General features: G+C 76.2%; 23 protein-coding genes. 7 read left to right on the top strand and 16 right to left on the bottom strand.

The window, feature by feature from the left end:
- Positions 1-103: 103 nt before the first annotated feature.
- From moaA to ACZ7LB_RS02955, 3 genes are all read right to left on the bottom strand, one after another.
- Positions 104-1,093, bottom strand: coding sequence for a GTP 3',8-cyclase MoaA (gene moaA / locus ACZ7LB_RS02965; protein ID WP_471465066.1), 990 nt, complete (start codon positions 1,091-1,093; stop codon positions 104-106).
- Positions 1,094-1,260: 167 nt separating this feature from the next.
- Positions 1,261-2,898 (bottom strand): solute symporter family protein, encoded by a 1,638-nt coding sequence (locus tag ACZ7LB_RS02960; RefSeq protein ID WP_471465065.1) that lies wholly within the window; start codon positions 2,896-2,898, stop codon positions 1,261-1,263.
- A complete protein-coding gene (locus tag ACZ7LB_RS02955) occupies positions 2,895-3,251 on the bottom strand; it encodes a DUF485 domain-containing protein (RefSeq protein WP_471465064.1) in 357 nt (118 codons plus the stop codon). The genes ACZ7LB_RS02960 and ACZ7LB_RS02955 overlap by 4 nt, the downstream gene beginning before the upstream one ends.
- Before the next feature lie 262 nt (positions 3,252-3,513).
- On the opposite strand from ACZ7LB_RS02955, the gene ACZ7LB_RS02950 reads away from it, so the two are divergent.
- The 3 genes from ACZ7LB_RS02950 (at position 3,514) to ACZ7LB_RS02940 (ending at position 8,190) form a co-directional block, all read left to right on the top strand.
- Entirely contained in the window at positions 3,514-5,100 is a 1,587-nt protein-coding gene (locus ACZ7LB_RS02950; RefSeq protein ID WP_471465063.1) for a S8 family serine peptidase, read from the top strand.
- A gap of 325 nt (positions 5,101-5,425) precedes the next feature.
- A complete protein-coding gene (locus tag ACZ7LB_RS02945; protein ID WP_471465062.1) occupies positions 5,426-6,943 on the top strand; it encodes a S8 family peptidase in 1,518 nt (505 codons plus the stop codon).
- A 239-nt stretch (positions 6,944-7,182) separates the two neighbouring features.
- Positions 7,183-8,190: a CopD family protein gene (locus ACZ7LB_RS02940; RefSeq protein WP_471465061.1), complete on the top strand. Its 1,008-nt coding sequence runs from the start codon at positions 7,183-7,185 to the stop codon at positions 8,188-8,190.
- Positions 8,191-8,241: 51 nt separating this feature from the next.
- On the opposite strand, the gene ACZ7LB_RS02935 is transcribed toward ACZ7LB_RS02940, so the two are convergent.
- Positions 8,242-8,952: a VIT1/CCC1 transporter family protein gene (locus ACZ7LB_RS02935; protein WP_471465060.1), complete on the bottom strand. Its 711-nt coding sequence runs from the start codon at positions 8,950-8,952 to the stop codon at positions 8,242-8,244.
- 182 nt (positions 8,953-9,134) lie between these two features.
- Between ACZ7LB_RS02935 and ACZ7LB_RS02930 the strand changes: the two genes are divergently transcribed.
- Positions 9,135-10,124: a DEDDh family exonuclease gene (locus tag ACZ7LB_RS02930; protein ID WP_471465059.1), complete on the top strand. Its 990-nt coding sequence runs from the start codon at positions 9,135-9,137 to the stop codon at positions 10,122-10,124.
- Between the two features lie 388 nt (positions 10,125-10,512).
- On the opposite strand, the gene ACZ7LB_RS02925 is transcribed toward ACZ7LB_RS02930, so the two are convergent.
- Complete coding sequence (locus tag ACZ7LB_RS02925; protein ID WP_471465058.1) at positions 10,513-10,761, bottom strand: hypothetical protein; 249 nt, start codon at positions 10,759-10,761, stop codon at positions 10,513-10,515.
- A gap of 395 nt (positions 10,762-11,156) precedes the next feature.
- On the opposite strand from ACZ7LB_RS02925, the gene ACZ7LB_RS02920 reads away from it, so the two are divergent.
- Together ACZ7LB_RS02920 and ACZ7LB_RS02915 are read left to right on the top strand one after the other, a co-directional pair.
- Positions 11,157-11,960 (top strand): SURF1 family cytochrome oxidase biogenesis protein, encoded by an 804-nt coding sequence (locus tag ACZ7LB_RS02920; protein WP_471465057.1) that lies wholly within the window; start codon positions 11,157-11,159, stop codon positions 11,958-11,960.
- 132 nt (positions 11,961-12,092) lie between these two features.
- Positions 12,093-12,848: an SDR family oxidoreductase gene (locus ACZ7LB_RS02915; protein ID WP_471465056.1), complete on the top strand. Its 756-nt coding sequence runs from the start codon at positions 12,093-12,095 to the stop codon at positions 12,846-12,848.
- 306 nt (positions 12,849-13,154) lie between these two features.
- On the opposite strand, the gene amaP is transcribed toward ACZ7LB_RS02915, so the two are convergent.
- From amaP to ACZ7LB_RS02890, 5 genes are all read right to left on the bottom strand, one after another.
- Entirely contained in the window at positions 13,155-13,742 is a 588-nt protein-coding gene (amaP, locus tag ACZ7LB_RS02910; protein ID WP_471465055.1) for an alkaline shock response membrane anchor protein AmaP, read from the bottom strand.
- Positions 13,739-14,329, bottom strand: a complete 591-nt coding sequence (locus ACZ7LB_RS02905; RefSeq protein WP_471465121.1) for a DUF6286 domain-containing protein — start codon at positions 14,327-14,329, stop codon at positions 13,739-13,741. The genes amaP and ACZ7LB_RS02905 overlap by 4 nt, the downstream gene beginning before the upstream one ends.
- Before the next feature lie 119 nt (positions 14,330-14,448).
- On the bottom strand, positions 14,449-14,832 hold the full coding sequence (locus ACZ7LB_RS02900; protein ID WP_471465054.1) for an Asp23/Gls24 family envelope stress response protein: 384 nt from the start codon (positions 14,830-14,832) through the stop codon (positions 14,449-14,451).
- The gene (locus ACZ7LB_RS02895) at positions 14,829-15,014 is read right to left on the bottom strand and encodes a hypothetical protein (RefSeq protein ID WP_471465053.1); all 186 of its coding nucleotides are present in this window, start codon (positions 15,012-15,014) and stop codon (positions 14,829-14,831) included. The genes ACZ7LB_RS02900 and ACZ7LB_RS02895 overlap by 4 nt, the downstream gene beginning before the upstream one ends.
- Positions 15,015-15,057: 43 nt before the next feature.
- Positions 15,058-15,534, bottom strand: coding sequence for an Asp23/Gls24 family envelope stress response protein (locus ACZ7LB_RS02890; protein ID WP_471465052.1), 477 nt, complete (start codon positions 15,532-15,534; stop codon positions 15,058-15,060).
- A gap of 86 nt (positions 15,535-15,620) precedes the next feature.
- Here ACZ7LB_RS02890 and ACZ7LB_RS02885 point away from each other — a divergent pair, with 86 nt between their 5' ends.
- Complete coding sequence (locus ACZ7LB_RS02885; RefSeq protein ID WP_471465051.1) at positions 15,621-16,535, top strand: hypothetical protein; 915 nt, start codon at positions 15,621-15,623, stop codon at positions 16,533-16,535.
- Positions 16,536-16,921: 386 nt separating this feature from the next.
- Here ACZ7LB_RS02885 and ACZ7LB_RS02880 read toward each other — a convergent pair whose 3' ends face one another.
- From ACZ7LB_RS02880 to ACZ7LB_RS02855, 6 genes are all read right to left on the bottom strand, one after another.
- Positions 16,922-17,725, bottom strand: coding sequence for an enoyl-CoA hydratase/isomerase family protein (locus tag ACZ7LB_RS02880; protein ID WP_471465050.1), 804 nt, complete (start codon positions 17,723-17,725; stop codon positions 16,922-16,924).
- 155 nt (positions 17,726-17,880) lie between these two features.
- Complete coding sequence (locus ACZ7LB_RS02875) at positions 17,881-18,102, bottom strand: helix-turn-helix domain-containing protein (RefSeq protein WP_018567695.1); 222 nt, start codon at positions 18,100-18,102, stop codon at positions 17,881-17,883.
- 334 nt (positions 18,103-18,436) lie between these two features.
- Positions 18,437-20,035, bottom strand: coding sequence for an ABC-F family ATP-binding cassette domain-containing protein (locus ACZ7LB_RS02870; protein WP_265291646.1), 1,599 nt, complete (start codon positions 20,033-20,035; stop codon positions 18,437-18,439).
- Between the two features lie 454 nt (positions 20,036-20,489).
- Positions 20,490-21,752: a hypothetical protein gene (locus ACZ7LB_RS02865; protein ID WP_471465049.1), complete on the bottom strand. Its 1,263-nt coding sequence runs from the start codon at positions 21,750-21,752 to the stop codon at positions 20,490-20,492.
- Positions 21,753-22,235: 483 nt separating this feature from the next.
- Positions 22,236-23,366 carry an alpha/beta hydrolase gene (locus tag ACZ7LB_RS02860; RefSeq protein ID WP_471465048.1) on the bottom strand — a complete coding sequence of 377 codons (1,131 nt, stop codon included), beginning with the start codon at positions 23,364-23,366 and terminating at the stop codon, positions 22,236-22,238.
- A gap of 602 nt (positions 23,367-23,968) precedes the next feature.
- Positions 23,969-24,688: a class II aldolase/adducin family protein gene (locus tag ACZ7LB_RS02855; RefSeq protein WP_471465047.1), complete on the bottom strand. Its 720-nt coding sequence runs from the start codon at positions 24,686-24,688 to the stop codon at positions 23,969-23,971.
- Positions 24,689-24,745 lie beyond the last annotated feature (57 nt).

Below are 24,745 nucleotides of genomic sequence, written 5' to 3'. Positions count from 1 at the left end.
GCCCCGCGGCCCCCGGCGGCGGGGTGTCCGCGCACGGACGGATGTCCGGGCGGGCGCCCGCCGGGGACCACCCTGCACCCCCGCCTCCGCACCGGTCGCACCGTCAGCCCCCGATCGAGGACATCGGGCGGTCCGGCTGGACGAAGGACGGGTCGTCCAGGCCCGCCCCCGCCTTCTTGCCCCACATGGCCCCGCGCCACAGCGCGGCGATCTCCTCGTCGGCGGCGCCGGAGCGCAGGGCGCCGCGCAGATCCGTCTCCTCCCGGGCGAACAGGCAGGTGCGCACCTGGCCGTCGGCGGTCAGCCGGGTCCGGTCGCAGGCGGCGCAGAACGGGCGGGTGACGGAGGCGATGACGCCGACCCGGTGGGGGCCGCCGTCGACCGTCCAGCGCTCCGCGGGGGCGGAGCCGCGCTCCCCCGAGTCCTCGGGGGTCAGCTCGAAGCGGGTGCGCAGCGCGGCCAGGATGTCGCCCGCGGTGACCATGCCCTCGCGCTTCCAGCCGTGCTGGGCGTCCAGCGGCATCTGCTCGATGAAGCGCAGCTCGTAGCCCTGCTCCACGGCCCAGGCCAGCAGGTCGGGGGCCTCGTCGGCGTTGAGCCCGGGCATCAGGACCGCGTTGACCTTGACCGGGGTCAGTCCGGCGGCGCGGGCGGCGGCGAGTCCGTCGAGGACGTCCTGGTGGCGGTCCCGTCGGGTGAGGGTCCTGAAGACGCCGGGGCGCAGCGTGTCCAGGGAGACGTTGACCCGGTCCAGACCCGCCTCGCGCAGGGCGGCGGCGGTGCGCCCCAGGCCGATGCCGTTGGTGGTCAGGGACATCCGGGGGCGGGGGGCGAGGGCGGCGACGCGGGCGACGATGCCGGTCAGCCCGGGGCGCAGCAGCGGCTCGCCGCCGGTGAAGCGGACCTCCTCGACGCCGAGGGTGGTGACCGCGATGCCGATGAGGCGGACGATCTCGTCGTCGGTGAGCAGCTCCGGTCTGGTCAGCCACCGCAGCCCCTCCTCGGGCATGCAGTAGGTGCAGCGCAGATTGCAGCGGTCGGTCAGCGAGACCCGGAGGTCCGTCGCGACGCGGCCGTGGGTGTCGATGAGCACGGGGCCCCCTCCTCTACGCGGTTCGGTGGAGCGCACGGTCTCCCCCCGACGTCTTCGAGCCTACGCGAGGGGACCGACAACGGCAGGGGGCCGGGCTCCCGGCCCGGGACGCGGGCGGGCCGCGGAATGCTCCGCGACCCGGCCGCGCGCCCCCGTGGAGAGGTGGCTCAGTGGGCGCCGGTGCCGGTCAGGGACCGGACCTCCAGCTCCGCGTACTTGGCCTCGTCGGGCTTCTCCTTGGACAGGACGGTGCCGAGCCAGCCCATCAGGAAGCCGAACGGGATGGAGATGATGCCCGGGTTCTTCAGCGGGAACCAGGCGAAGTCCACGCCGGGGAACATCGCCTTGGGGTCGCCGGAGACGACGGGCGAGAACAGCACCAGGCCGACGGCGACGATCAGGCCGCCGTAGATCGACCAGAGGGCGCCCTGGGTGGTGAACCTCTTCCAGAACAGGCTGTAGAGGAGGGTGGGCAGGTTGGCGGAGGCGGCGACCGCGAAGGCGAGGGCGACCAGGCCGGCCACGTTGAGGTCGCGGGCGAGGGCGCCGAGCGCGATGGAGACGATGCCGATGAACACCGTCGCCCAGCGGGCGGCGCGGACCTCCTCGGAGCCGGTGGCCTGGCCCTTGCGGATGACGTTGGCGTAGATGTCGTGCGCGAAGGACGAGGAGGAGGCGAGGGTCAGGCCCGCGACCACGGCGAGGATGGTGGCGAAGGCCACCGCCGAGATGCTGGCGAGCAGGACCGCGCCCCAGGTGGAGTCGACGCCGCCGACGTGCAGGGCGAGCAGCGGGGCCGCCGTGTTGCCGGAGGGGTTGGAGGCGGTGATCTCCTCGGGCCCGATGAGCGCGGCGGCGCCGAAGCCGAGCGCGATGGTCATCAGGTAGAAGGCGCCGATGATGCCGATGGCCCAGTTCACGGACTTACGGGCGGCCTTGGCGTTGGGCACGGTGTAGAAGCGGATCAGGATGTGCGGCAGTCCGGCGGTGCCGAGGACCAGGGCGACGCCGAGGGAGATGAAGTCCAGCTTGGAGGTCCCGGTGGCGCCGTACTGGAGGCCGGGCTCCAGGAAGGCGGCGCCCTTGCCGCTGTTCTCGGCGGCCGTGCCGAGCAGGTCGGAGATGTTGAAGTCGAACTTCAGCAGCACCAGGAAGGTGATCAGGAGGGTGCCGCCGATCAGCAGCACGGCCTTGACCATCTGGACCCAGGTGGTGCCCTTCATGCCGCCGATGGTGACGTAGACGATCATCAGGACGCCGACCAGGGCGACGATGAGGACCTTGCCCGCGTCGGAGGTGATGCCGAGCAGCAGGGAGACGAGGACGCCCGCGCCGGCCATCTGGGCGAGCAGGTAGAAGATCGACACGACGATGGTCGAGGTGCCGGCGGCGGTGCGCACGGGCCGCTGGCGCATCCGGTAGGCGAGGACGTCGCCCATGGTGTAGCGGCCGGAGTTGCGCAGCGGCTCGGCGACCAGCAGCAGGGCGACCAGCCAGGCGACGAGGAAGCCGATGGAGTAGAGGAAGCCGTCGTAGCCGAACAGGGCGATGGCGCCCGCGATGCCGAGGAAGGACGCCGCGGACATGTAGTCGCCGGAGACGGCGAGTCCGTTCTGGAAGGCGCTGAACTGCCGTCCGCCCGCGTAGAAGTCGGCCGCGTCCTTGGTCTGGCGGCCCGCCCACACGGTGATGACGAGGGTCGCGAGGACGAACAGCGCGAACAGGGTGATGATCAGCGGCCGGTGCTCGCTCGCCTTGTTGGCGGCGAGGTCGACGGCGAGAAAGGTGTGCTGCGCGGTGCTCATGCGCCGCCCTCCATCCGGGACTTGATGGCGTCGGCCTTGGGGTCGAGCTTCGCGGCGGCGTGCCGCGAGTACCACCAGGCGATGAGGAACGTGGTGACGAACTGGGCCAGGCCGAACACGAGGGCGACGTTGATGTTGCCGAAGACCTTGGTGCCCATGAAGCCGCCCGCGTAGTTGGACAGCATCACGTAGAGCAGGTACCAGAGGACGAACGCGATCGTCAGCGGGAAGGAGAAGGAACGGAAGGAGCGGCGCAGTTCGCCGAACTCCTCGCTCCGCTGCACTTCGGAGAACTCCTCGGCGGCGGGCAGTCGGTGATGCTCTTGCGAGGGGGGCGGTGCGTCGGTGGCCACGGAGTCTCCTCGTACGACGGACATGACAGCTGGGACCTCGGTCTTCCTGCGGGAGCCGGTCGCTCTCGGCTCCCTGTCCAACGACACGGCGCTGCCCGGGGACCGGTTCAACTCCCCCCGCACTTTCCGAAGTCACCCGTGGCGGGTCATTGCTGGCCGGCGAGTGGGGAAGATAGCTTCACCCTGCACAGTGACGTCATGTACCTGCCCGAGCACGAACCGTGCGGCGGGCCGGTGTCGCTTCGGATGATGTGGAGACCCCATGCTTCCTCTGCGTTCCAGACGGCGGCTCGCCCTCGCCGTGCCGGTCGTCCTGTCGCTGACCGCGTCGCTCGGCCTCCTTCCGGCCACCGCCGCGTCGGCCGCCCCGGCGGCCCGGGCCGCCGCCGGAAGCGGGTCCGAGGGCATGGCGGAGGGCATCGCCGGACGTGGGACCGAGGGCGCGGCGGAGGGCGCCGGGACCCTGTCGTACGTCGTCAACACGGCCACCGACCGCGCCACGGTCGCCTCGGTGAAGCGGGCGGTCACCGCGGCGGGCGGCACCCTGATCGCCTCCTACGACACCATCGGCGTCCTCGTCGCCCACTCCGCCGCCCCCGGCTTCGGCGCGGCGCTGCGCGCCACCCGCGGGGTGGCGTCGGCGGGCGCCACCCGCACCGCGCCGCTGGCGCCCGCCGCGACGACCGGCGAGGGCGAGGCCCGGGTGCTCACCGCGGCGGAGGCCGCGCGGACGGCGGCGGCTTCGCGGGCCGCGGGCGCGGGCGAGCCGCTGGAGGCCGACCAGTGGGACCTGCGCGCGATCGGCGCCGACCGGGCGGCCCGGATCAACCCCGGCAGCCGCGACGTCACCGTCGCCGTGATCGACACCGGGGTGGACGACACCCATCCCGACCTCGCCCCGAACTTCTCCCCCGCCCAGTCCGCGAGCTGCGCCGGCGGCACGGCGGACACCCGCGAGGACGCCTGGCGCCCCTACACGCCCGCCGCCTACCACGGCACCCATGTCGCCGGGGAGATAGCCGCCGCCCGCAACGGGACCGGCGTGGCCGGGGTCGCGCCGGGCGTGCGGATCGCCTCCATCAAGGTGAGCGAGCCGGACAGCGGACTGTTCCTCCCCGAGAACGTGGTCTGCGCCTTCGTGTTCGCCGCCGACCACGGCGTGGAGATCACCAACAACAGCTACTACGTGGACCCCTGGCTCTACAACTGCATGGACGATCCGGACCAGCGGGCCGTCGTCGACGCGGTGAACCGGGCCCAGTCCTACGCCGGGCGCCGGGGCGTCCTGCACCTCGCCTCGGCCGGCAACTCCGCCCACGACCTGGCCTCCCGCGCCCTCACCGACACCTCCAGCCCCAACGACTCGACCCCGGTGCCCCGCACCGTCGACCCGCACCTGTGCTACGACGTGCCGACCCAGCTTCCCGGCGTCGTCACGGTCAGCGCGACGGGCGCGAAGTCCGAGAAGTCGTACTACTCCTCGTACGGCAGGGGCGTCGTGGACGTCGCGGCCCCGGGCGGCGACCGGCGGTACCAGATCCCGGACACCCCGTCCGCGGACGGGCGGATCCTGTCCACCATGCCGGGCGGCGGGTACGGCTTCCTCCAGGGCACCTCGATGGCCTCGCCGCACGCCGCGGGCGTCGCCGCGCTGATCAGGTCGCGGTACCCGCACGCCACCCCGGCCCAGGTCCGGGCGCTGCTCGGGGCCCGGGCGGACCGGACGGCCTGCCCCGCCCTGTACGACCAGGACGGCGACGGCGTGCCGGACGCGCGGTGCGAGGGCGGCCGGGGGGCCAACGGCTTCTACGGCGCCGGGATCGTCGACGCCCTGCGCGCGGTGAGGTGACCCGCGCGCACCGCCCCGCACCCGTGGCGCGGTGACCACCGGGCGCCGGGCGGCCCGCCCGCGGCGGGCCCCGGACAGGCCGGCCGCCCGGCTCCCCTTTTCTCCCTCACCCTCCGTCTCCGCCCTCTTCTCCCCTCCGGACGCGGCGGTCACCCGTTCCTCCCGGCCGCCGCCCCGGCTCCTCTCCCCGCTTCCTCTCCCCCCCCCGTCCGGCCGTTCCCGGCCGGACCCGACGTCCCGGTGCTCCGGGCCCGGCCGGTCCCGACGTCCGGCCCCCGGACCACCGTTCCCCGCCCCTTTCCCGACCGAACCGGAGATTCCGTACATGACTGCGCTCCTCTCACGCCACCGCCGTGCCCTCGCCCTCCCGCTCGGCATGGTGACGGCCACGGCCCTGGCGGTGCTGCCCGGCGTCCAGGCGTCCGCCGCCGGGGCCCCGGCCGCCCCCGGGACCACGGCGGCCCCGTTCAGCTACGTCGTCAACCTCCGTACGGCCAAGGCCCCTTCGGCCGAGATCGAGCGGGGGATAGCCCGGGCCGGGGGCACGATCGTGACGTCGTACGACCGGATCGGCGTCGTGGTCGTCCGCTCGGCCGCCCCCGGCTTCGCCGCCGCCGTCCGCGCGGTGCGCGGTGTGGAGTCGGCGGGCGCCACCCGCACCGCCCCGCTGCCCTCGGCCGCGACGACCGACATGGGCGCGCCCCGGGTGCTCACCGCCGGGGAGGCGGCGAAGGCCGGGGCCACCGGGGACCAGGACCCGCTGGAGCCGCTCCAGTGGGACCTGCCGGCCATCAAGGCCGACAAGGCGCACCGGAAGTCGCTGGGCAGCAGCCGGGTGACCGTCGCCGTGATCGACACGGGCGTCGACGACACCCACCCGGACATCGCGCCCAACTTCGACCGCGCGGCATCGGTGAACTGCGTGACCGGCAAGCCCGACACCACCGACGGCGCCTGGCGGCCGGGCGCGTCCGAGAGCCCCCACGGCACGCACGTCGCCGGGGAGATCGCCGCCGCCAAGAACGGCATCGGCATGACCGGTGTGGCCCCCGGGGTGAAGGTGTCCGGCATCAAGGTGTCCAACCCGGACGGCTACTTCTACACCGAGGCCGTGGTGTGCGGCTTCATGTGGGCCGCCGAGCACGAGGTCGACGTGACCAACAACAGCTATTACACCGACCCCTGGTACTTCAACTGCGACGACGACCCCGACCAGAAGGCCCTGGTCGAGGCCGTCTCCCGGGCCTCGCGGTACGCGGAGCGCAAGGGCGCGGTCAACGTCGCCGCGGCCGGCAACGAGAACCTCGACTTCGCCTCCCGCACGCTCACCGACTCCACCTCCCCGAACGACTCCACCCCCGGCGACCGGGTGGTCGACCTGTCCCGGTGCTTCGACATCCCGACCCAGCTCCCGGGCGTGGTGACGGTCTCGGCGACCGGTGCCAAGGGCGTCAAGTCGTCGTACTCCAACTACGGCCGGGGCGTCATCGACATCACCGCGCCCGGCGGCGACTCGACGGTTTACCAGACCCCGGCGCCGCCCGCGACCAGCGGTCTGATCCTGGGCACGCTGCCCGGCGGCCAGTGGGGCTACATGGCCGGTACGTCGATGGCGGCGCCGCACGTCGCGGGCGTGGCCGCGCTGATCAAGTCCCGCTACCCGCACGCGCCCGCCGCCATGGTGAAGGCGAAGCTGTTCGCCCAGGCCGACGCTCTCGCCTGCACCGACCCGTACGACATCAACGGCGACGGCCGGATCGACGCGGTGTGCGAGGGCCCGAAGAACCGCAACGGCTTCTACGGCCGGGGCATGGCCGACGCCCTGGACGCCGTGACCCGCTGACCCGCCTGCCGGCCCACTGACCGGCCGGGCGGCGCCGCCCACGCGCACGGGACGGCCCGGGGCGACCACCCCGGACCGTCCCGCGTCCGCGTCCGCGCCCCCGGCCCGCCCGGGTCCGGCACCGGACTGCCGGATGGTGACCTTCCAGGAGGTCGCAATGGGATGTTATGCACCGACTCGCCCCCCGTTTTCCCCTCGGGAACTTGCCCGGTTCCGGGCGGGCTGGTGAAGATCCTGCGGTGACCTCGATACCCCCCTCGTCCCGGTCCACCGGCTCCGGGCGGCACGCGCGGCCCTCCGGCACCGGCCGGGCCGTGGCCGTCCTGGTCCTCGTGGCCCTGGGCGCGCTGATCCCCGTGCTCGGCCCCTCCCCCGCCCTGCACGGCACCGGGGAGGCCGAGGCACCGGGCACCGGCGGCATCGCCCTGCTGCGCGCGGTGCTCTTCGCGGCGCTGGCCGTCCCCCTGGGGGAGCTGTTCGTGCTCCGGCTGGCCCGCACCCTCCCCGGCGCCCCCGCCGTGCGGCCCTCCTCCTGGGCGCGGCCGGCCGCCGTCGCGGGTTTCCTCGCCGCCCTGGGGCTCGCGTCGGTCGTGGCCACCGGCAACCTCGTGCCGGGCGGTGTCGCCGAGATCGACGTGGGCGGCCTCTACGAGTCCCGGGACGGCAAGCTCGCCCTGCTGGAGGTCAACGGCTTCCTCGCCGCCGGCCTGTGCGCCGGGTCGCGGCGGCCGGTCGCCCGGGTCTGGCCGCCGGCCGTGGTGATCGTCGCCGAGGCCCTGCGCGCGCACCCCACGACCGAGTACAGCCCCCTGCTCGGCTCCGGGCTGACCCTCGTCCATCTGACCTGCGCGTCCCTCTGGGTCGGCGGACTGCTGTACGCGCTGCGGATCCTGCGGCTCTGGCGGACCGCCGAGGCGGGCCCCGCCCTGCTGGGCCGCTTCGCGCGGGTGGCGGCCGGCCTGCTCGCCGCCCTCACCGCCACGGGGCTGTGCAGCACGCTGCGCCGGATGCCCGTGGACACGGTCGTGGAACAGGTGACGGACACCGCGTACGGGCGGGTGCTGCTGGCGAAGGTGCTCCTGATGGCGGCCGTCGGCGCCCTCGCCCTGTGGGCGCGGATCAGGCTGGGCCGGGCCGCCGACCCGCTGGCCGCCTGCGCCCCGGCGCGCGTGGAGGTCGTCGTCCTGGGCCTGGTGGTCGCCGTGTCGGGCCTCCTGACGGCCGTTCCGGTACCGATCCGCTGGTGACGCGCGCGCCCGGCACCCGTGACGCCACCGGCCGCCCCCGCCGCACCCCCGCTACACCCCCGCGACGCCCAGCAGCGTCCCGGCCCCGTAGGTGACCGCCATCGCCAGCGCGCCCCCCATGACGTTGCGCAGCACCGCGCGGCCCGGCGGCGCCTGGCCGAGCCGCGCGCTGCTCCACCCGGTCAGGACGAGGGCGACCAGCACACAGCCGACGGTGACGCCGAGCCGCGCCCCGGCGGGCGGCAGCACCATCGCCAGCAGGGGAAGCAGCGCGCCGACGGTGAACGCCAGGAAGCTCGCCCACGCCGCGTGCCAGGGGTTGGTCAGCGCGTCGGGGTCGATGCCGAGCTCCACGCTGGCGTGCGCCCGCAGCGCGTCCCTCCGGGTGAGCTGCACGGCCGCCTCCCGCGCCACCTCCCGGCTCAGGCCCCGGTCCGTCAGCAGGCCCACCAGTTCCGCCAGCTCGGCCTCCGGCTGCTCGCTCAGCTCCCGGCGCTCCACGGCGAGGGCGGCCCGTTCGGCGTCCCGCTGGGTGGAGACCGACACGTACTCCCCCGCCGCCATGGACAGGGAACCGGCCAGCAGCCCGGCCAGTCCCGCGGTCAGCAGGGCGGACCGGTCGCCGGTCGCCCCGGCCACGCCGACCACCAGCCCGGCGGTCGAGACGATGCCGTCGTTGGCACCGAGCACCGCCGCCCGCAGCCAGTTGAGCCGGGTGCCGAGGGCACCGCCGCGGGCCTCTTCGCTCGTGGGTTCCGTCACACCCGGGAGAATGCCACCGCGGCGCCCGCGCGTCCCGCACCGACGCTCCACCGCCGCCCCGGGCGCCGACCGTCCGGCAACCGGCCGAACCCGTCCGGAACTTGACGGTGCGACCGGCCCGGCGGGCGTGGCGGGCACCTGTGGGGCGGCGCTGTCGCCGGGGGCCCGTATCCTCATGGACCATGTTCGCAGACCGTACGACCGCAGCGCCGTCCGCCACGGCGTGGCCGACCGCGTACCCCCAGGGGTATGCCGTCGTCGACGTGGAGACCACCGGCCTGGCCCGCCACGACCGCATCATCTCGGCGGCCGTCTACCGGCTGGACGCCCGCGGCGAGGTCGAGGACCACTGGTACACGCTGGTCAACCCCGAGCGGGATCCGGGCCCGGTGTGGATACACGGTCTGACCAGCGACGCGCTCGAAGGGGCGCCCCTCTTCCGGGAGGTGGCCGGGGAGTTCGCGGAGCGGCTCGACGGGCGGGTGCTCGTCGCCCACAACGCCGTCTTCGACTGGCAGATGATCGCCCGCGAGTACGCCCGCGCGCAGGGGCGCGCCCCGGTGCGGCAGCGGCTGTGCACCATCGCCCTCTCCAAGGAGCTGGGGCTGCCGCTGCCCAACCACAAACTGGAGACGCTGGCCGCCCACTTCGGCGTCGTCCAGCGGCGGGCGCACCACGCGCTGGACGACGCGAGGGTGCTGGCGGAGGCCTTCCGGCCGAGCCTGACCGCCGCGGCGGCGGGCGGGGTGCGGCTGCCGCTGCACGAGTGCCTTCCGCTGACGGAGTGGTCGGACGCGCCGCCGCCCCGGATCGGCGCGCAGGGCGGCCACGGGGGCCGGGGGCCGACCGGCTGGCGCCCCTCCCGCAAGCGGCCCGCCTGCCCCCATCCCAACCCCGGCCGGTACCAGGAGGGCGGGCGGCTCAGGCAGGGGATGCGGGTGGCCTTCTCGGGCGACACCTCCGTGGAGCGCGATCTGCTGGAGGACCGCGCCACGGAGGCCGGGCTGCACGTCGCGACCAGCCTGTCCCGGCTGACCAGCCTGCTGGTGACCAACGACCCGGACTCGGGCACCTCCAAGGTGGTACGGGCCCGGCAGTACGGCACCCCGGTGGTGGACGAGGCGGCCTTCGGGCAGCTCCTGCGCGACGTGGAACCGGCGGCGGGCGGCTGAGCCGGGAGCGTCCGGACGGCCGAGGGCGGACGCCCAGGGGGCCGGGCGGGCGGCGACGTCCGTCGGCACGAGCGGGGCGGCGGGCGGCCGGGGACGGTACGGCCCGGGGGCGGAGGCCGCGCCCGGGGCCGGGCGGTGTGGCCGGAGCAGGGCCGGTGTGGCCGGAGCAGGGCCGGGCCGACTTGGCCCGGCGTACGGAGGGCGGGACGTCGGGAGGCACGGCGGCGGGAGGAGTTGCCGTGGCAGCCTCGCGCGGGCCCGCCCCGCTCGGCGCCCGGCGGAGGACGCCGGGTTCGTCCCGCACCGGCGCCGGGCGGCGCGGCGGGCCCCGCCGGGCGGCCGGAGGGGAAGGGGCGGCCGCCGGTGCGGCCGGGGAGCGGACGGCCGGTCAGGCGGCGGAGCCGACCTTGTCCACGATGCCCGCCTTGCCCTCCGCGCGGGCGCAGTGGGCGCCGCAGTACCACTGGCCGTCCGCCTCGACGCCCTGGCCGATGATCTGCACCCGGCAGTGCTCGCAGAGCGGGGCCATGCGGTGGATCGCGCACGCGAACGAATCGAAGACGTGCCGCGCGCCGTCCCGCGTCTCGACGGTGAACGCCAGTTCGTAGTCGTTTCCGCACACTTCGCAACGTGTCATGAACCGCATTCTGTGCGGCACCCGAAACCCCCGCAAGCCGGATGAAGCGGGCACTCCCGGTCCTCGGCACCGCGCTCCGGCGGGACCGCGCACCGACGGCACGCCCACGCCGCCCGGCCCGTGCCCGGCCCGTGCCCGGCCGCAGCCGCGCGCACCCGGCGCCGGGTTCCGCCCGCCGTCCGCCGCCTTCCCCGGCCGCCGTCGGCGAGTCCGCCGGAAGTCCGCGCCGCCGACCGCCGCCGGGCGGGTGACCCGGCCCGGGCCGCACCCCGTACCCGTGGCGCCGCCCCGTCGCGCGAGGCCCCCGGGGCACGGGCCGCGGCGGGATTCCGGCGGGCCCCCGGGGCACGGGACCCTCCCTGAGGGGCCGTGTCCGGGCAAGGTACCGTCGACGCGTGTACCGCTTCCTCCTGTCCCGCCAGTGGGTGATCCTCACGCTGCTGGCCCTGCTGCTCATCCCCACGATGATCCGGCTGGGCTTCTGGCAGATGCACCGCTACGAGGAGCGCACCGCCCGCAACGACCTGGTCGCGCGGGCGCTCGACGCCGATCCGGTGCCGGTGGAGCGGCTGACCGCGCCCGGCCGGAGGATCGGCGGCGAGGAGCGGTACCGCACCGTGACCGCCGAGGGCCGCTTCGACACCGACCGAGAGGTCGTCGTCCGCCGCCGCACCAACGCCGACGACGCGATCGGCTACCACGTGCTGACCCCGTTCGTCCTCACCGACGGCAGGGTCCTGCTCGTCAACCGGGGCTGGATCCCCGCCGACGGCCCCAGCCAGACGGCGTTCCCGAGGATCCCCGCCCCGCCCCGGGGCGAGATCACCGTCACCGGGCGGCTGATGCCCGACGAGACGACCGCCGCGAGCGGCATCAAGGACCTGGAGGGCCTGCCCGACCGGCAGATCATGCTCATCGGCAGCGAGCGGGAGGCCGCCCGGCTGGACGCCGAGGTGCTCGGCGGATACGTCGTCCTGGCCGAGCCGAAGCCGGCCGCGGGCGGTCCCCAGCTCATCGGCAGGCCCGGCGACGAGGACTCCGCGCTGAACTTCGCCTACGCCGTCCAGTGGTGGCTGTTCGCCGCGGCCGTGCCCGTCGGCTGGTGGTTCCTGGTGCGCCGCGAGGTCCGCGACCGGGCCGCCGCGCCGGACGCCGCCCCCGACAGCGCGGAGCCCGATCCCGAGCCCGCGGCCCTGTAGGGGTTCCGCCGGGCTCGTTCCGCGGTGCGCGGATCGTCCGGGCCGACGGGCCGGGACACCGCCCCCGGACCCGGCGGTGCGCGGTGGAGGCGCCCTGGACGCCGCCCGGGGGCGACGGGGCAGGATGGGTCCATGGATCTTGGACTGAAGGACCGTGTGTACGTCGTCACCGGAGCCACCCGCGGCCTGGGCAACGCCGCCGCGCGCGAACTGGCCGCCGACGGCGCCAAGCTGGTGGTGACGGGGCGGAGCGCGGAGAGCGCGGAGCGGGCCGCCGCCGAACTGGGCCCGGACGCGGTCGGGGTGGCCGCCGACAACGCCGACCCCGGGACCGCCGCCCGGCTGGCCGCCACCGCGCGGGAGCGCTTCGGCCGCTTCGACGGGGTGCTGATCAGCGTGGGCGGGCCGCCGCCCGGGTTCGTCGCGGACATCACCGACGAGCAGTGGCGGACCGCCTTCGAGTCGGTCTTCCTGGGCGCCGTGCGGCTGGCCCGGACGGCGGCGGCGGAACTGGAGGACGGCGGGGTCATCGGCTTCGTGCTCTCCGGTTCGGTGCACGAGCCGATCGCGGGGCTGACCGTCTCCAACGGGCTGCGCCCGGGGCTCGCGGGCTTCGCCAAGTCCCTCGCGGACGAGCTGGGCCCGCGCGGCATCCGCGTCGTGGGCGTGCTGCCCGGCCGCATCGACACCGACCGGGTGCGCGAACTCGACGAGATGTCCGCCGACCCGGCGGCGACCCGGGCCGCCTCGGAGTCCCGTGTCCCGCTGCGCCGCTACGGCACCCCGCAGGAGTTCGGCCGGGCGGCGGCCTTCCTGCTCTCCCCGGCCGCCTCCTACGTCACCGGCGTCATGCTCCCCGTCGACGGCGGCCTCCGGCACGGCTTCTGACGGCGGCCCGGACGGCTCGGGGTCCGCACGGCTCGGGGGCGGCACGGCGCGAGGGCGGCACGGCGCGAGGGCCGCAAGGCTCAGGGCGGCGGCACGCGGCCGGTGCCGGGCACGGCCGGTGCCGGGCACGGCCGGTGCCGGACGGCCGCGCCGGGCGGGCCGGGAGGGGACGGCAGGCCCTGGGAGGGACCGGCCGGGCGGGGACGGGTCGGGATGGGCCGGGGTCGCCGTCCGCCGTCCGGGCGACGCGGCCGGGCGACGTGGTTCCCCGCTCGGCCCTGGGGGGCGGACCTCGGCCCGGCCGGCTCAGGTCACCCGCTCGGCCCGGTGCTTGACGCCCCGGAGGCGGACCTCCGCCGGGAGCGCGTCGAGCCCCGCCGAGGCACGGGCGTGTCCGAGGGCCCCGGTGGTGAGACCGGCCAGCGCCGTCCCGGGGTCCACCTGCGGGGCCAGGGTCAGGCGGACCCGGGTGCGCGGGGCGGTGCGCCGCCCGTTCAGCCGGACCCTGACCCCCTCGACGCCGTCGGCCCGGCCCGCCTCCCGGGCGAGTGCCTCCTCCAGCGCCCGGCCGCGCAGCACGGCGCCCTCCCCGTCACCGGTGTCCACCAGGACCTCGGCCAGCCGGCGCCGGCGCACCGCCGCGACCAGCCACCAGAGGGAGCCCAGCAGCAGGAGCGCCAGCGCCGCGAGGACCACCGGCCACCACCATCCCTCGTTCCGCCACCGGGTCCGCTCGGCCGTGCTCAGCAGCACGTCGTGCGGGCCCTGGTGGACCCACCAGGAGGGCGGGGCGGCGCCCAGTCCGACGGCCAGCACCGAGCCGCCGACGGCGAGCAGGACCAGTCCCACCAGCCCCAGCAGGACACGGTTGACGCCTCCGCGCACCGTCCTCACCCCTTCCGTCCGGGCCGCTTGACCCGCAGGGACACGGCGGGCGGCCGGGCCAGTCCCAGCCCGCGCACCGCGTCGTCGAGCACCTCGCCCAGATCGGCGCGGACCTCGTCCAGCTCCCGGAAGTGCGACCGCGCGCGGACCCGGGCCGTGCGGCGGCGCACCCGCACCCGCGCCGACTGCACCCCGGCGATCTCCATGGCCCGGTCGCGCAGCACCAGGGCGGCGGCGTCCCGGTCGAGTCCGGCGCGGACGTCGGCGTGGCCGCGGCGCATCGGCAGCAGCCGCCGCAGCCCGGGGGTGAGCGCGGTCAGCAGCAGCCACAGCCCCAGCGCGGCCGCGACGGCCGCCCCCACCCGCACCCAGATGTCGTCGAGCGGGCGCTGGTCGAGCTGCCGGGCGAGCTCGCGGCGCCAGCCGAGGGCGTCCCGCCCGGCGCGGACGGCCGCGACGTCGTAGAGGAAGGCGCCGGAGACGACCAGCAGCGGCACGGCGACGACGACGGCGGGGACGCGGCGGGCCGACCAGAAGCGGCGGGCCCGGCCGCCGTCCCCGGCCGCCGGGGGCTCGGGCGTCCGGGGCTCGGCCATCGGGGGTTCGGACGTCCGGGGGGCCGTGCCGCCGTTCTCCGGGTCGGGGCCCCGGGTGCTGCCCTCCGCGGTGCCCGGGTGGGGCCCCTCGGTGCCGTCCTCGCCGCGGCGGGGGTCGCTCACCGTGTCCTCCTCCCGGCCGCGCCGTACTCGGCCGGCGGGTGCAGCCGTTCCACCTGGACGACGACCTCCGGCACGGCCATGCCCGCCAGGGTCCGCACCCGCTGGACGATCCGGTGGCGCACCCGCCCGCAGCGGGCGCCGATGTCGGCCGGGTAGCCGAGTTCCACGTGGACGCGGACCCGGGCGGTGTCCTGGTGCACGGCGACCGAGGCGTACGGCCGTGCGGCGTCCGGCGGCAGGGGCCCGGCCGCCTCGCGCGCCGCCTGGGCGGCGATCTTGGCGACGACCCGGTCGGCGATCCTGGTGGCGCCGCGCTCGCCCGGCGGTACGGCGGCCGGGGAGTCGCGCGGCTCACGGAGCGCGCCGCTCACCGCGGTCACCGGCGGCGGTCGTCGCGCGAGCGGAAGAAGTCCCCGGGTTCCAGATCGCCCGCCAGGAACCGGCCGGCGACGAACCCGACGGCGCCCAGCGCCGCCACCAGCAGAAAGGCACCGAATCCGCCGAAGTACCCGGCGAAGCCCAGTGCCATGCCGGCGATCATGCCGGCCAGGGCCATGCTCATGGTGCGCTCTCCTCGGTGCGTCCGCGTGCGGTGCCGGTCGGGATCACTGGATCCGCGGTTCCGGCTCCTCGTCCTCCTCGTCGGGGAGCTTGACGTCGCTCACCGCGATGTTCACCTCGACGACCTCCAGGCCGGTCATCCGCTCCACCGCCGCCACCACGTTCTCCCGCACCTCGCGGGCCACGTCGGAGATCGACACGCCGTACTCGACGACGATCTCCAGATCGAGCGCCGTCTGCTTCTCCCCCACCTCGGCCTTCACCCCGCGCGTCACCGACTTCGTGCCGCCGGGCACCCGGTCGCGCACGGCGCCGAAGGTGCGGGAGAACCCGCTGCCCATGGCGTGCACGCCGACCACGTCGCGCGCGGCCATGCCGGTGATCTTCTCGACCACTCCGTCGGCGATGGTGGTCCGGCCCCGGGTGGAGGGGGCGCCGCCGCCGCGCCGGGTGCCCCGGCCCGCGCCGGACCCCTCGCCCGCGTCCTGCCCCGTCTGATGGCGTTCCGTCATCTCGCTCATGGGGATATGTCCCTTTCGCCGTGTCCTGCGGACCACGTTAGGCGGGGTTGCTCGATCGTGCGCCGCGAATGGGGCAGGGTGGAGGAATGACGACGGCGGACGGGTGGGCCCGGGCGGTGCGGGAGCGGGTGGGGCTCGGCAGGCTCCTCCCGCTGGGCGGCGTGGGGGACGGCGCGTGGATCACGGAGCGGGCCGCACGGAAGGTGCTGCTCGGGGCGGTCCGCGCGGTGCCCGGAACGCGGGTGGAGGGGCTGCGCATCGGCCCGGACGGCTCCGGCGGTGAGCTGCGGCCGGCGGTCCCGCCGCCGCCGAGCGCCCTGCCGCCGGGCCCGCTGCGGGTGACGGCGGACTTCGCGGCGGCGTCCGACGGGCCGCTGCCCGCGACGGCCGACCGGCTGCGCGCGGCGCTGGCCGGGGCGGCGCACGGGCTGGGGCTGGAGGTGACGGAGGTGGACCTGCGGGCGGTAGGACTGCTGGAGGTCCACCCGGCGCCGGGCTCCGGCGCGGCCCACGGATCCGGTGAGCGGGGTGAACAGGGCGGCCCCGGGACTCCCGCCGGGTCCGGCGGTCCTGCCGGTCCCGGTGAAACCGGTGGAACCGGTGAATCCGGCGGTCCCGTCGCTCTCGCCCCACCCCGCGCCCCCGGGGCGGCGCGACCGGCCCCCGCCGGTACACCCGCCCCCGCGACGGGAGCGCCGGAGACGCACCGGCCCGCACCCGTGGGGGACCCGGCGGATTCCCTGGCGGACCGGGCCGGGGCCGCCGCGCTGGCGGTGCCCGGGGTGAGCAGGCTGACCTCCGTGCTGGGGCGGCCCGCACAGGTGGCGGAGCATCACCCGACGGGCGCCGTCGCCTCCCTGCCGCGCCCCCATGTACGGGTGGAGCTGGCGGTGCGCGGGGGCCGCTGCGCGGCGGAGGTGGCCCGCCGGGTGCGCGGCGCGGTGGCGGACGCGCTGCCGGACCATCCGACGGTGGCGGTACTGGTGACGGCGGTCGACTGAGCACCGGTACGGGGCCGGCCCGAAGGCTCTCCTCGGGGCCTCCGCCCGGGGCCGTCCCGCGGCCACGCCCGGGGCGCGGCCGGGTGTGTCGGCGGGGTGCCGTACGGAAGGCACCGGCCGAGCACCGTGTACGACCCCCTCCACCAGGACACCGCCGCCACGCCCTTCGGCGAGGCGGCACCGCCCGGGCCCCCGCGGTGCCCGCGCGGCTGGGCGCCGTTGAGGACCGGCCCCGGGCCCCGTCGCGGAGCCCCTCGGCGGGGCCGCCGGGGACGGGGCGGGTGGCGCGGGGACGGCACGGAACTCAGCGCGGACGGCGCGAGGGCGGTGCGGGTGACGCCGGAGGACGGCACGGGCGTGACGGGCCCCGCCGGCGCCCCGGCCCCCTACTCCCCGAGCCCGGCGAGGTCGCGCAGCCTGCGGGCCTGGGCGGCGCGCTCGGCGGCGCGCTGGGAGTCGAGGCCCCGGCCCGCCGCTCCCTGGAGCAGCGCCTTGGTCTCGATGAGCGCGTCACGGGGCGCCGCGAGGAGCGCCGCCGCCAGATCGCGCGCGGCCCCGTCGAGCTGGTCGCCGGGGACGGCGAGGTTGGCCAGCCCGCAGGCGACGGCCTCCTCGGCCATGACGAACCGCCCGGTGGCGCAGATCTCCAGCGCGCGGGCGTAGCCGACCAGCGAGACGAGGGGGTGGGTGCCCGTGAGGTCGGGCACCAGCCCGAGGCCGGTCTCGCGCATGGCGAACTGCGCGTCCTGCGCGACGACCCGGAGGTCGCAGGCGAGGGCGAGCTGGAACCCGGCCCCGACGGCGTGCCCCTGGACGGCGGCGATCGAGACGATGTCCCGCCGCCGCCACCAGGTGAACGCCTCCTGGTACCCCGCGAGGACCGCGTCCAGCTCGGCGTCGCCCATGCGGGCGAGGTCGGGGAACGACGGCTCGCCGTCGAAGCCCTCCGGGGTGAACCCCTGCCGGTCGAGCCCGGCCGAGAAGGACTTGCCCTCGGCGCGCAGCACGACGACCCGGACGGTGCCCGGCAGCAGCCGCCCGGCCAGGGTCAGCGCCCGCCACAGAGCGGGGCTCTGCGCGTTGCGCCGGGCCGGGCCGGTCAGCGTCACCGTGGCGACGGCGTCGTCGACGGTGAGCCGCACACCGTCCTGGTCGAGTGCGGGACCGGGGTCGTGGGCGGGCGAAGCCATGGGGCGCCTCCGGGGGTGCGGTCGTCGTCCGCGCCGTACACCGGTGGTCGAACCGGAGCACGGCGGGGCTGAGTGACTGCACAGTAACCACCCGGTCGGCCGGAGGACCGGCCGGGTGACCACCTTCCGCCGGAGCCGAGGGGCCGCCCGGGACGTCAGGCCGAAGCGGCCTTCTTGCCCCGGGTCGCCCCGCCACGCCCTCGGAGCGTGACGCCCGACTCACTGAGCATGCGGTGCACGAAGCCATACGAGCGGCCGGTCTCCTCGGCCAACGCCCGGATGCTCGCACCGGCGTCGTACTTCTTCTTCAGGTCTGCCGCGAGCTTGTCGCGCGCGGCGCCGGTCACCCGGCTGCCCTTCTTCAGAGTCTCGGCCACCCGTGCCTCCTCGTGGGAAGTGCGCTCTGGTCTCCTCATGATCACCCCTCCGGGCCGCCATGGCCACCCATTCGGCAAGGTCGATGAGACAAGGTTGTGACGACAGGAGCGCGTCTCCACATACGGAACATGGAATTCCGGAGCTTCGCGTCCGTACGTCCGAACGGGTTGCCGGGCGAAGTCGCAGGTCAGAAACGCGGGACGGCCGGACCCCCGGGAAGGGGGGTCCGGCCGTGCGGCGCGGAGAGGACACACCTCGTGATGAGGAGATCTCACACAGATGGTGGATCACGGCTCGGCCGAATGATCCATACCCAGTGGATCATTCATTCGATCAAGCCAGGGCGACGAGGTCCGCGTAGTCGGAGCCCCAGAGGTCCTCGACCCCGTCCGGCAGCAGGATAATCCGCTCCGGCTGGAGCGCCTCGACGGCGCCCTCGTCGTGGGTGACCAGGACGACGGCGCCCTTGTAGGTGCGCAGCGCGCCGAGGATCTCCTCGCGGCTGGCCGGGTCGAGGTTGTTGGTCGGCTCGTCGAGCAGCAGCACGTTGGCCGAGGAGACCACGAGGGTGGCCAGGGCCAGCCGGGTCTTCTCGCCGCCGGAGAGGACCCGGGCGGGCTTGTCCACGTCGTCGCCGGAGAACAGGAACGAGCCGAGCACCTTGCGGACCTCGACGAGGTCCATGTCGGGGGCGGCCGAGCGCATGTTCTCCAGGACGGTGCGCTCCGGGTCGAGCGTCTCGTGCTCCTGGGCGTAGTAGCCGAGCTTGAGGCCGTGGCCCTCGCGGACCTCGCCGGTGTCCGGCTGCTCCACCCCGCCGAGCAGGCGCAGCAGGGTGGTCTTGCCGGCGCCGTTGAGACCGAGGATGACGACGCGGGAGCCCTTGTCGATGGCCAGGTCGACGTCGGTGAAGATCTCCAGCGAGCCGTACGACTTGGACAGGCCCTCGGCGGTGAGCGGGGTCCGGCCGCAGGCGGCGGGCTCGGGGAAGCGGAGCTTGGCGACCTTGTCGGACTGGCGGACCGCCTCCAGTCCGCTGAGCAGCTTGTCGGCCCGGCGGGCCATGTTCTGCGCGGCGACGGTCTTGGTGGCCTTGGCGCGCATCTTGTCGGCCTGGGCGTTGAGGGCGGCGGCCTTCTTCTCGGCGTTGGCCCGCTCGCGCTTGCGGCGCTTCTCGTCGGCCTCGCGCTGCTGCTGGTAGAGCTTCCAGCCCATGTTGTAGACGTCGATCTGGGAGCGGTTGGCGTCCAGGTAGAACACCTTGTTGACGACCGTCTCGACCAGGTCGACGTCGTGGGAGATCACGATGAAGCCGCCGCGGTAGGTCTTCAGGTAGTCGCGCAGCCAGACGATCGAGTCGGCGTCCAGGTGGTTGGTCGGCTCGTCGAGCAGCAGGGTGTCGGCGTCCGAGAACAGGATGCGGGCCAGCTCGATGCGGCGCCGCTGGCCGCCGGACAGAGTGTGCAGGGGCTGGCCGAGCACCCGGTCCGGCAGGTTGAGCGCGGCGGCGATGGTGGCGGCCTCGGCCTCGGCGGCGTATCCGCCCTTGGTGAGGAACTCGGTCTCCTGGCGCTCGTACTGCCGCAGCGCCTTCTCCCGGGTGGCGCCCTGGCCGTTGGCGATGCGCTGCTCGTTCTCGCGCATCTTGCGCATCAGGACGTCGAGGCCGCGGGCGGACAGGACGCGGTCGCGGGCGAGCATGTCGAGGTCGCCGGTGCGCGGGTCCTGCGGGAGGTAGCCGACCTCGCCGGAGCGGGCGACGGTGCCCGCGGCGGGGATGCCCTCGCCGGCGAGGACCTTGGTGAGGGTGGTCTTGCCGGCGCCGTTGCGGCCGACCAGTCCGATGCGGTCGCCCTTGGTGATGCGGAAGGTGGCGCTCTCGATGAGGACGCGGGCACCGGCGCGCAGCTCGATGCCGGAGGCGGAGATCACGGACAGACTCCTGTGCGGGTGGTTGGCGGGACGGGCGGCGGGGACGCTGCCGCGCGCGGCGCACCATGACGAGCGTGGTGGCGGGCGACGGGCGGAGTACCGCCGTCTAATGCGCGAGGAGAATGGCCATGGGGGCCAGTCTAACGGGCACGTGCAACCTGTTTTCCCGCCTCGGGCGCCGCAGGCCGCCGCGCACGGCGGGCGAGCGGGCCCGGCGGGGCATCGGGGGGCCTCGGAGGGGCGCGGATCCGGACATTCCGGGGGCGGCGGGGACCGGGCCCCGCGGGGCGTCTCCGGTGCGGGCACTCTGCGGGGTCCTCGCGGCGGTCCCGCCGGGGAGCGGCCGGTCCGGGGACCCGGGTCGGGGGCCCGGATCGGGGGCCCGGATCGGGGGCCCGCCCGCCCGGACGAGCCGGACGGGCAGGAGCGGGCCGGGCCCGGGGCCCGGCGGGGATCAGCCCGCGCCCGTGTGGACCTGGAAGGCGGCCCGGCGCACGGCCTTGGCCAGGGCCGGGTCGGGGTGGGCGGCGGCGAGGGCCACCAGGACCTGCACGGTGCGCGGGTGCCCGACCGCCCGGACCTCGTCGAGCAGCGCGGGGACGGTGGGCTGCACCGCGGACTCCAGGTGCCGCACCAGCAGCGGGGCCTCCCCGTGGTCGGCGACGGCGGCGGCCGTGTCCACCCAGAGCCAGGTGGCCTCCTCGCGGGTGAGCACCTCGTGGGCGTCCTCGGGGTCGGCACCGTCGTGCTCGGCCAGCCACAGCAGGGCGTACGGCCGCAGCGTGGGCTCGTCGAGGACGGCGCGCACGTCCGGTTCGGCGGGGGCGCCGACCACCCGCAGCGCCTCGAAGGCGAGGCCGCGCAGCAGGGCGTCCTCGCCGCGGGCGGCGCCGACGAGTTCGGTGACGGCGGCGCCGACGGGCCGGGCGGCGAGCCAGGCGCGGTACTCGGCGCGGGCCGCGTTGGGGCGCAGCCGTCCGCAGCCGCGGAGCATGTCCTCGGCGGTCTGCTCGATGTTCCCGGCGGGGCTCTGCGCGGCGACGCAGATCTGCTCCAGCTTGACCCAGACCGCCCAGCTTCCCAGCGGGGTGAGGGTGGCCTGGCCGTCGCCGCAGGTGAGGGCGCCGACGGCGGCGAGGGCGTGCAGGGCCCAGTCGAGGAGCGGGGCGAGCGGCGCGTCGACGGCGGTGTCGGGGGCCTGCTGGGCGGCGCCCGGTTCCAGCCGGGGGTCGTAGGTGATCTCGCAGCGCTCGGTGCGCAGTTCGGTGACCCGCTGCTCCAGCAGGTCGAGGAGCTGGACGACCGGCACGGGTCCGGCGGAGAGCTGGAGGAAGGAGAGCACCTGCGGCATCGCGGAGACGACCTCGGCGACGGCGGCGGGCTCGTGCCCGTCGGGCTCGGGGTGGGCCAGTGACCAGGCGTCGAACAGGGCGACCCAGCCGCGCAGTACGGCGCTGTCGTCCCGGTTCCAGGCGCGCAGGCGCCAGCCGGGGCGGGCGGTCCCGCCGTGCACCTCGATGAGTCCGGCCAGGCGGGCGGTGTCCCAGTCGGCGCGCACCCGGACGGCCGTCAGGCCCAGGTCGAGGGCCGCCTGCTCGGCGGTGGCGTCGGAGAGGGTGGCCATTCCGTCGGCGGTCGCGCCGCCGCGGCCCGGACCCAGGGCGGTGTCGGCCCAGCGGGCCACACGGGCCGCGCCGGACAGGCCGGAGCGAGCCATTCCGGCCAGCTCCGAGCGGGCCGGTGTGCCTTCCGGAGGGCGTGGCGCGGGGCGGCGCGTACGCTGCTGGTTGATCGCTGTGGGGGCGGCGGCCAGGGGTCGGGGGCGGACGATTCGAAGCCTGGAGTCGCGCGGGATACGGGACGTCACGGGTGCAGTCTTGCGGTTGACGGTCCGAAATCCCAAACGGGAGGCCGCGGTGGGCTTCACGGGCGGTGGACGGGGGGCTTCCCGTCGCGCTCCGGGCACCGGAACCGGCCAGTGGCGGGGTGCCGTCCGGAACCCGTCGGCGGGTCGGCCGAGGGGCCGTCCGCCCGCCCGCCGAGGTGTCCCCCTCCGGTCCCTCCGGCCCGGCGGCGGGTGTCCCCGGCGGGTCCGGCGGCGGGGTCCCGGAAGCCGCCCCTGCCGGTGACCGGGCGGGACGGGCGGGCCGCCCGGGCGGCCCCCTCGCGGCCGGATCGGACCGGCGGGCCCTCCGGCCGGTCAGACCAGGGGGACCAGGAAGCGGCGCAGGGTCTCCTCGTAGTCCGCGGGGTCGGCGTTCCACATGGCCGCGTGGGGCGCGCCGGTGACGGGGTGCAGGGTGACCGTGCGGGGCGAGGCGGCGGCGAGGCGGCGCGAGAGGGACCAGGGGGCGACCTCGTCGTCCGGGCCGTGGAAGACCAGCGTCGGCACGGCCGGGCGGAGGACGCCGTCCGGGTCGGTGCCGTCGTCGGCGGGGAGCCCCGCCCTGCCCTGGGCGGCGCGGACGGCGAGCGGCAGCAGCGGCGCGGGCACGTGCCGGGCGGTGGCCAGGGCGCGCAGGGTGGTCTCCCAGCTCAGCACCGGGGAGTCCAGGACGAGGCCCGCGATGCGGTCGCGGACACCGGACCGGGCCGCCGCGCGCAGGGCCATGGCGGCGCCGGTGGACCAGCCGAGCAGCACCACCTGCCGGGCGCCGTTCTCGACGGCGTGGCGGACGGCGGCGTCCACGTCGTGCCACTCGGTCTCCCCGAAGTGCTGGAGCCCGTCCGGCGGGGGCGGGGCGCCGACGTCGCCGCGCAGGGTGGGCGCGAGCACCGGCATGCGCCGCTCGTACAGCGGGGTCATCAGGTTCATGGCCTGCTCGCGGGTGGTGCCCAGGCCGTGCACCGCGATCAGCCAGGTGGGGCGGGCGCCGGGCAGGAACCAGGCCGGGAGGGGCCCGAGGTCGCCCGGGATCTCCAGGTCGGTGTGGTCGATGCCGAGGGCGGTGCGGGGGGTGCCGACGTGGAGGTTGGGGGTGAGCCAGGCGCGGTCGCCCGCCGCGAAGGAGCCGTGCGTGACCCGTTCCAGTCGGCGGACCACGGTGTCGACGCCCTCCCGGGCCCCCTCCAGCACCGGGCCGACGACCGCGTGCGAGCCGTCGCCCGCGAGGCCGTAGCGGCCCGGGCGCAGGGCGGCCAGGTCCCGGGTGAGGGTGATCCGTCCGGGGGCGGTGCCGTGCACGGTGAGCCGGGGCTCGGTCGGCAGGGGGCGGCCGGGGGACACCTTGAGCGCGGCGTCGCTGGCGACCCGTCCGGCGGCGACGCCGGCCGCGCCGACCGCCGCCAGGGCCGCGGTGACGGCGGCGGCCGTTGCTGTGGCAGTGCGCATGGCGTCAGTCTCCCGGTGGACTCCGCGACCGGCCAGCGGAACACCCGGCGGGGGGTGACGGCGGCCACCCCTCCGGTACCCCCGGGGCGACGCTCCACGCCCGGGACGGGAGGTGCGGGGTGAGGGGGGTGACGGGTGGGGAGCAGGGGGTCCGGGAGCGCGACCGGGGTGCGGGGCGGCTTCCCCGTCCCCTCCAGCCCCTCCGGCCTCTCCGGCCTCCACCCCTCCGGCCTCCGCGGCACTTTGGACCTCCGTCCCTCGGGCCTCCACGGCCCGGCTCCGGTCTCCGCAGCCCCCTCCGGCCTCGGCCTCCTCGGCCTCTTCTGCCTCTTCTGCCTCCGGCCGCCCCGGCTTCGGGCAAGCCGTGCGGCCGCCGCACGGGGCCGTCGCTCCGCCGGACCACCCGGCCGACCTCCGCACCGGGCCGCCGTCCCGTCGGACCACCCGGACCACCCGAGCCGCCCGGGTGGCCGCCTCCCCGCCCGGGCACCCCGCCGTCGGGGAACCCCGCCGCCACGGCGCCCCGACCGTCGGTGAACCGCCCCCGGCACGGCGCCGCGAGCCCCTCCCCCTACCTCCCCTCCCTTCCCCCCGACGGTCCGTCAGGGGCGTTGCCCGTAGGCGGCCAGGCGCCGGGAGACCTCCGCGAGGTCGGCCTCCGTGAGCAGGGTGGGGGCGCGGCCGGGGACGGAGGAGGCGGTCAGCCAGAGGCGGCACATCCACTCCAGCTGCGCGGTGCGGTCGTACGCCTGGTCCAGGGTGGCGCCGTGGGTGAGCGTGCCGTGGTTCCGGAGCAGGCAACCGGTGCGGTCCGCCAGGGCGTCCAGCGTGTGCGCGGCGAGTTCCTCGCTGCCGAAGGCGGCGTAGGGGGCGACGCGGACCGCGCCGCCCAGCGCGGCGGCCATGTAGTGGACCAGCGGCAGCTCGGTGACGAGGGTGGAGACGGCCGTCGCGTGGACGGCGTGGGTGTGGACGACGGCGCGGGCGTCGGTGGCGCGGTACACGGCGAGGTGCATGGGCAGTTCGCTGGTCGGGACCAGGGTGCCGAGCACCTGCCGCCCGTCCAGGTCGACGCCGGTCGCGTCCCCGGCCGTCAGCCGGTCGTAGGGCACCCCCGACGGCGTGACGAGCACGGTGTCCCCGACCCGTACCGAGACGTTCCCGGAGGTGCCGACCACCAGTCCGTCGGCCACCGTGCGGCGGGCGGCGGCGACCAGGGCCCGCCACGCCTCCGCCCGTTCGGCGTCCCCCGCCGCCCCCGGTTCCGGTTCCGGCCCCGCGCCGGGTTCCGGTTCCGCTCCCGCACGCTGCGGTTCGGTCACGATCGCGCCTCCTCCCGGGTGCCGCCGGGCACCCCGTCGCCCGCCCCGGCGGGCGGT

The sequence above is a fragment of the Streptomyces sp. NPDC107521 genome, from assembly GCF_055598485.1.
Note: the sequence above shows the minus strand (reverse complement) of the source record. Positions and strands in the feature narration are given on the sequence as shown.

Excerpts from the sequence above, each read along its gene's own strand:
- ACZ7LB_RS02960 (WP_471465065.1), bottom strand. The coding sequence starts at position 2,898 with ATGAGCACCGCGCAGCACACCTTTCTCGCCGTCGACCTCGCCGCCAAC.
- ACZ7LB_RS02950 (WP_471465063.1), top strand. The coding sequence starts at position 3,514 with ATGCTTCCTCTGCGTTCCAGACGGCGGCTCGCCCTCGCCGTGCCGGTC.
- ACZ7LB_RS02945 (WP_471465062.1), top strand. The coding sequence starts at position 5,426 with ATGACTGCGCTCCTCTCACGCCACCGCCGTGCCCTCGCCCTCCCGCTC.
- ACZ7LB_RS02930 (WP_471465059.1), top strand. The coding sequence starts at position 9,135 with ATGTTCGCAGACCGTACGACCGCAGCGCCGTCCGCCACGGCGTGGCCG.
- ACZ7LB_RS02925 (WP_471465058.1), bottom strand. The coding sequence starts at position 10,761 with ATGACACGTTGCGAAGTGTGCGGAAACGACTACGAACTGGCGTTCACC.
- ACZ7LB_RS02915 (WP_471465056.1), top strand. The coding sequence starts at position 12,093 with ATGGATCTTGGACTGAAGGACCGTGTGTACGTCGTCACCGGAGCCACC.
- ACZ7LB_RS02905 (WP_471465121.1), bottom strand. The coding sequence starts at position 14,329 with ATGGCCGAGCCCCGGACGCCCGAGCCCCCGGCGGCCGGGGACGGCGGC.
- ACZ7LB_RS02895 (WP_471465053.1), bottom strand. The coding sequence starts at position 15,014 with ATGAGCATGGCCCTGGCCGGCATGATCGCCGGCATGGCACTGGGCTTC.
- ACZ7LB_RS02890 (WP_471465052.1), bottom strand. The coding sequence starts at position 15,534 with ATGAGCGAGATGACGGAACGCCATCAGACGGGGCAGGACGCGGGCGAG.
- ACZ7LB_RS02885 (WP_471465051.1), top strand. The coding sequence starts at position 15,621 with ATGACGACGGCGGACGGGTGGGCCCGGGCGGTGCGGGAGCGGGTGGGG.
- ACZ7LB_RS02880 (WP_471465050.1), bottom strand. The coding sequence starts at position 17,725 with ATGGCTTCGCCCGCCCACGACCCCGGTCCCGCACTCGACCAGGACGGT.
- ACZ7LB_RS02865 (WP_471465049.1), bottom strand. The coding sequence starts at position 21,752 with ATGGCTCGCTCCGGCCTGTCCGGCGCGGCCCGTGTGGCCCGCTGGGCC.
- ACZ7LB_RS02860 (WP_471465048.1), bottom strand. The coding sequence starts at position 23,366 with ATGCGCACTGCCACAGCAACGGCCGCCGCCGTCACCGCGGCCCTGGCG.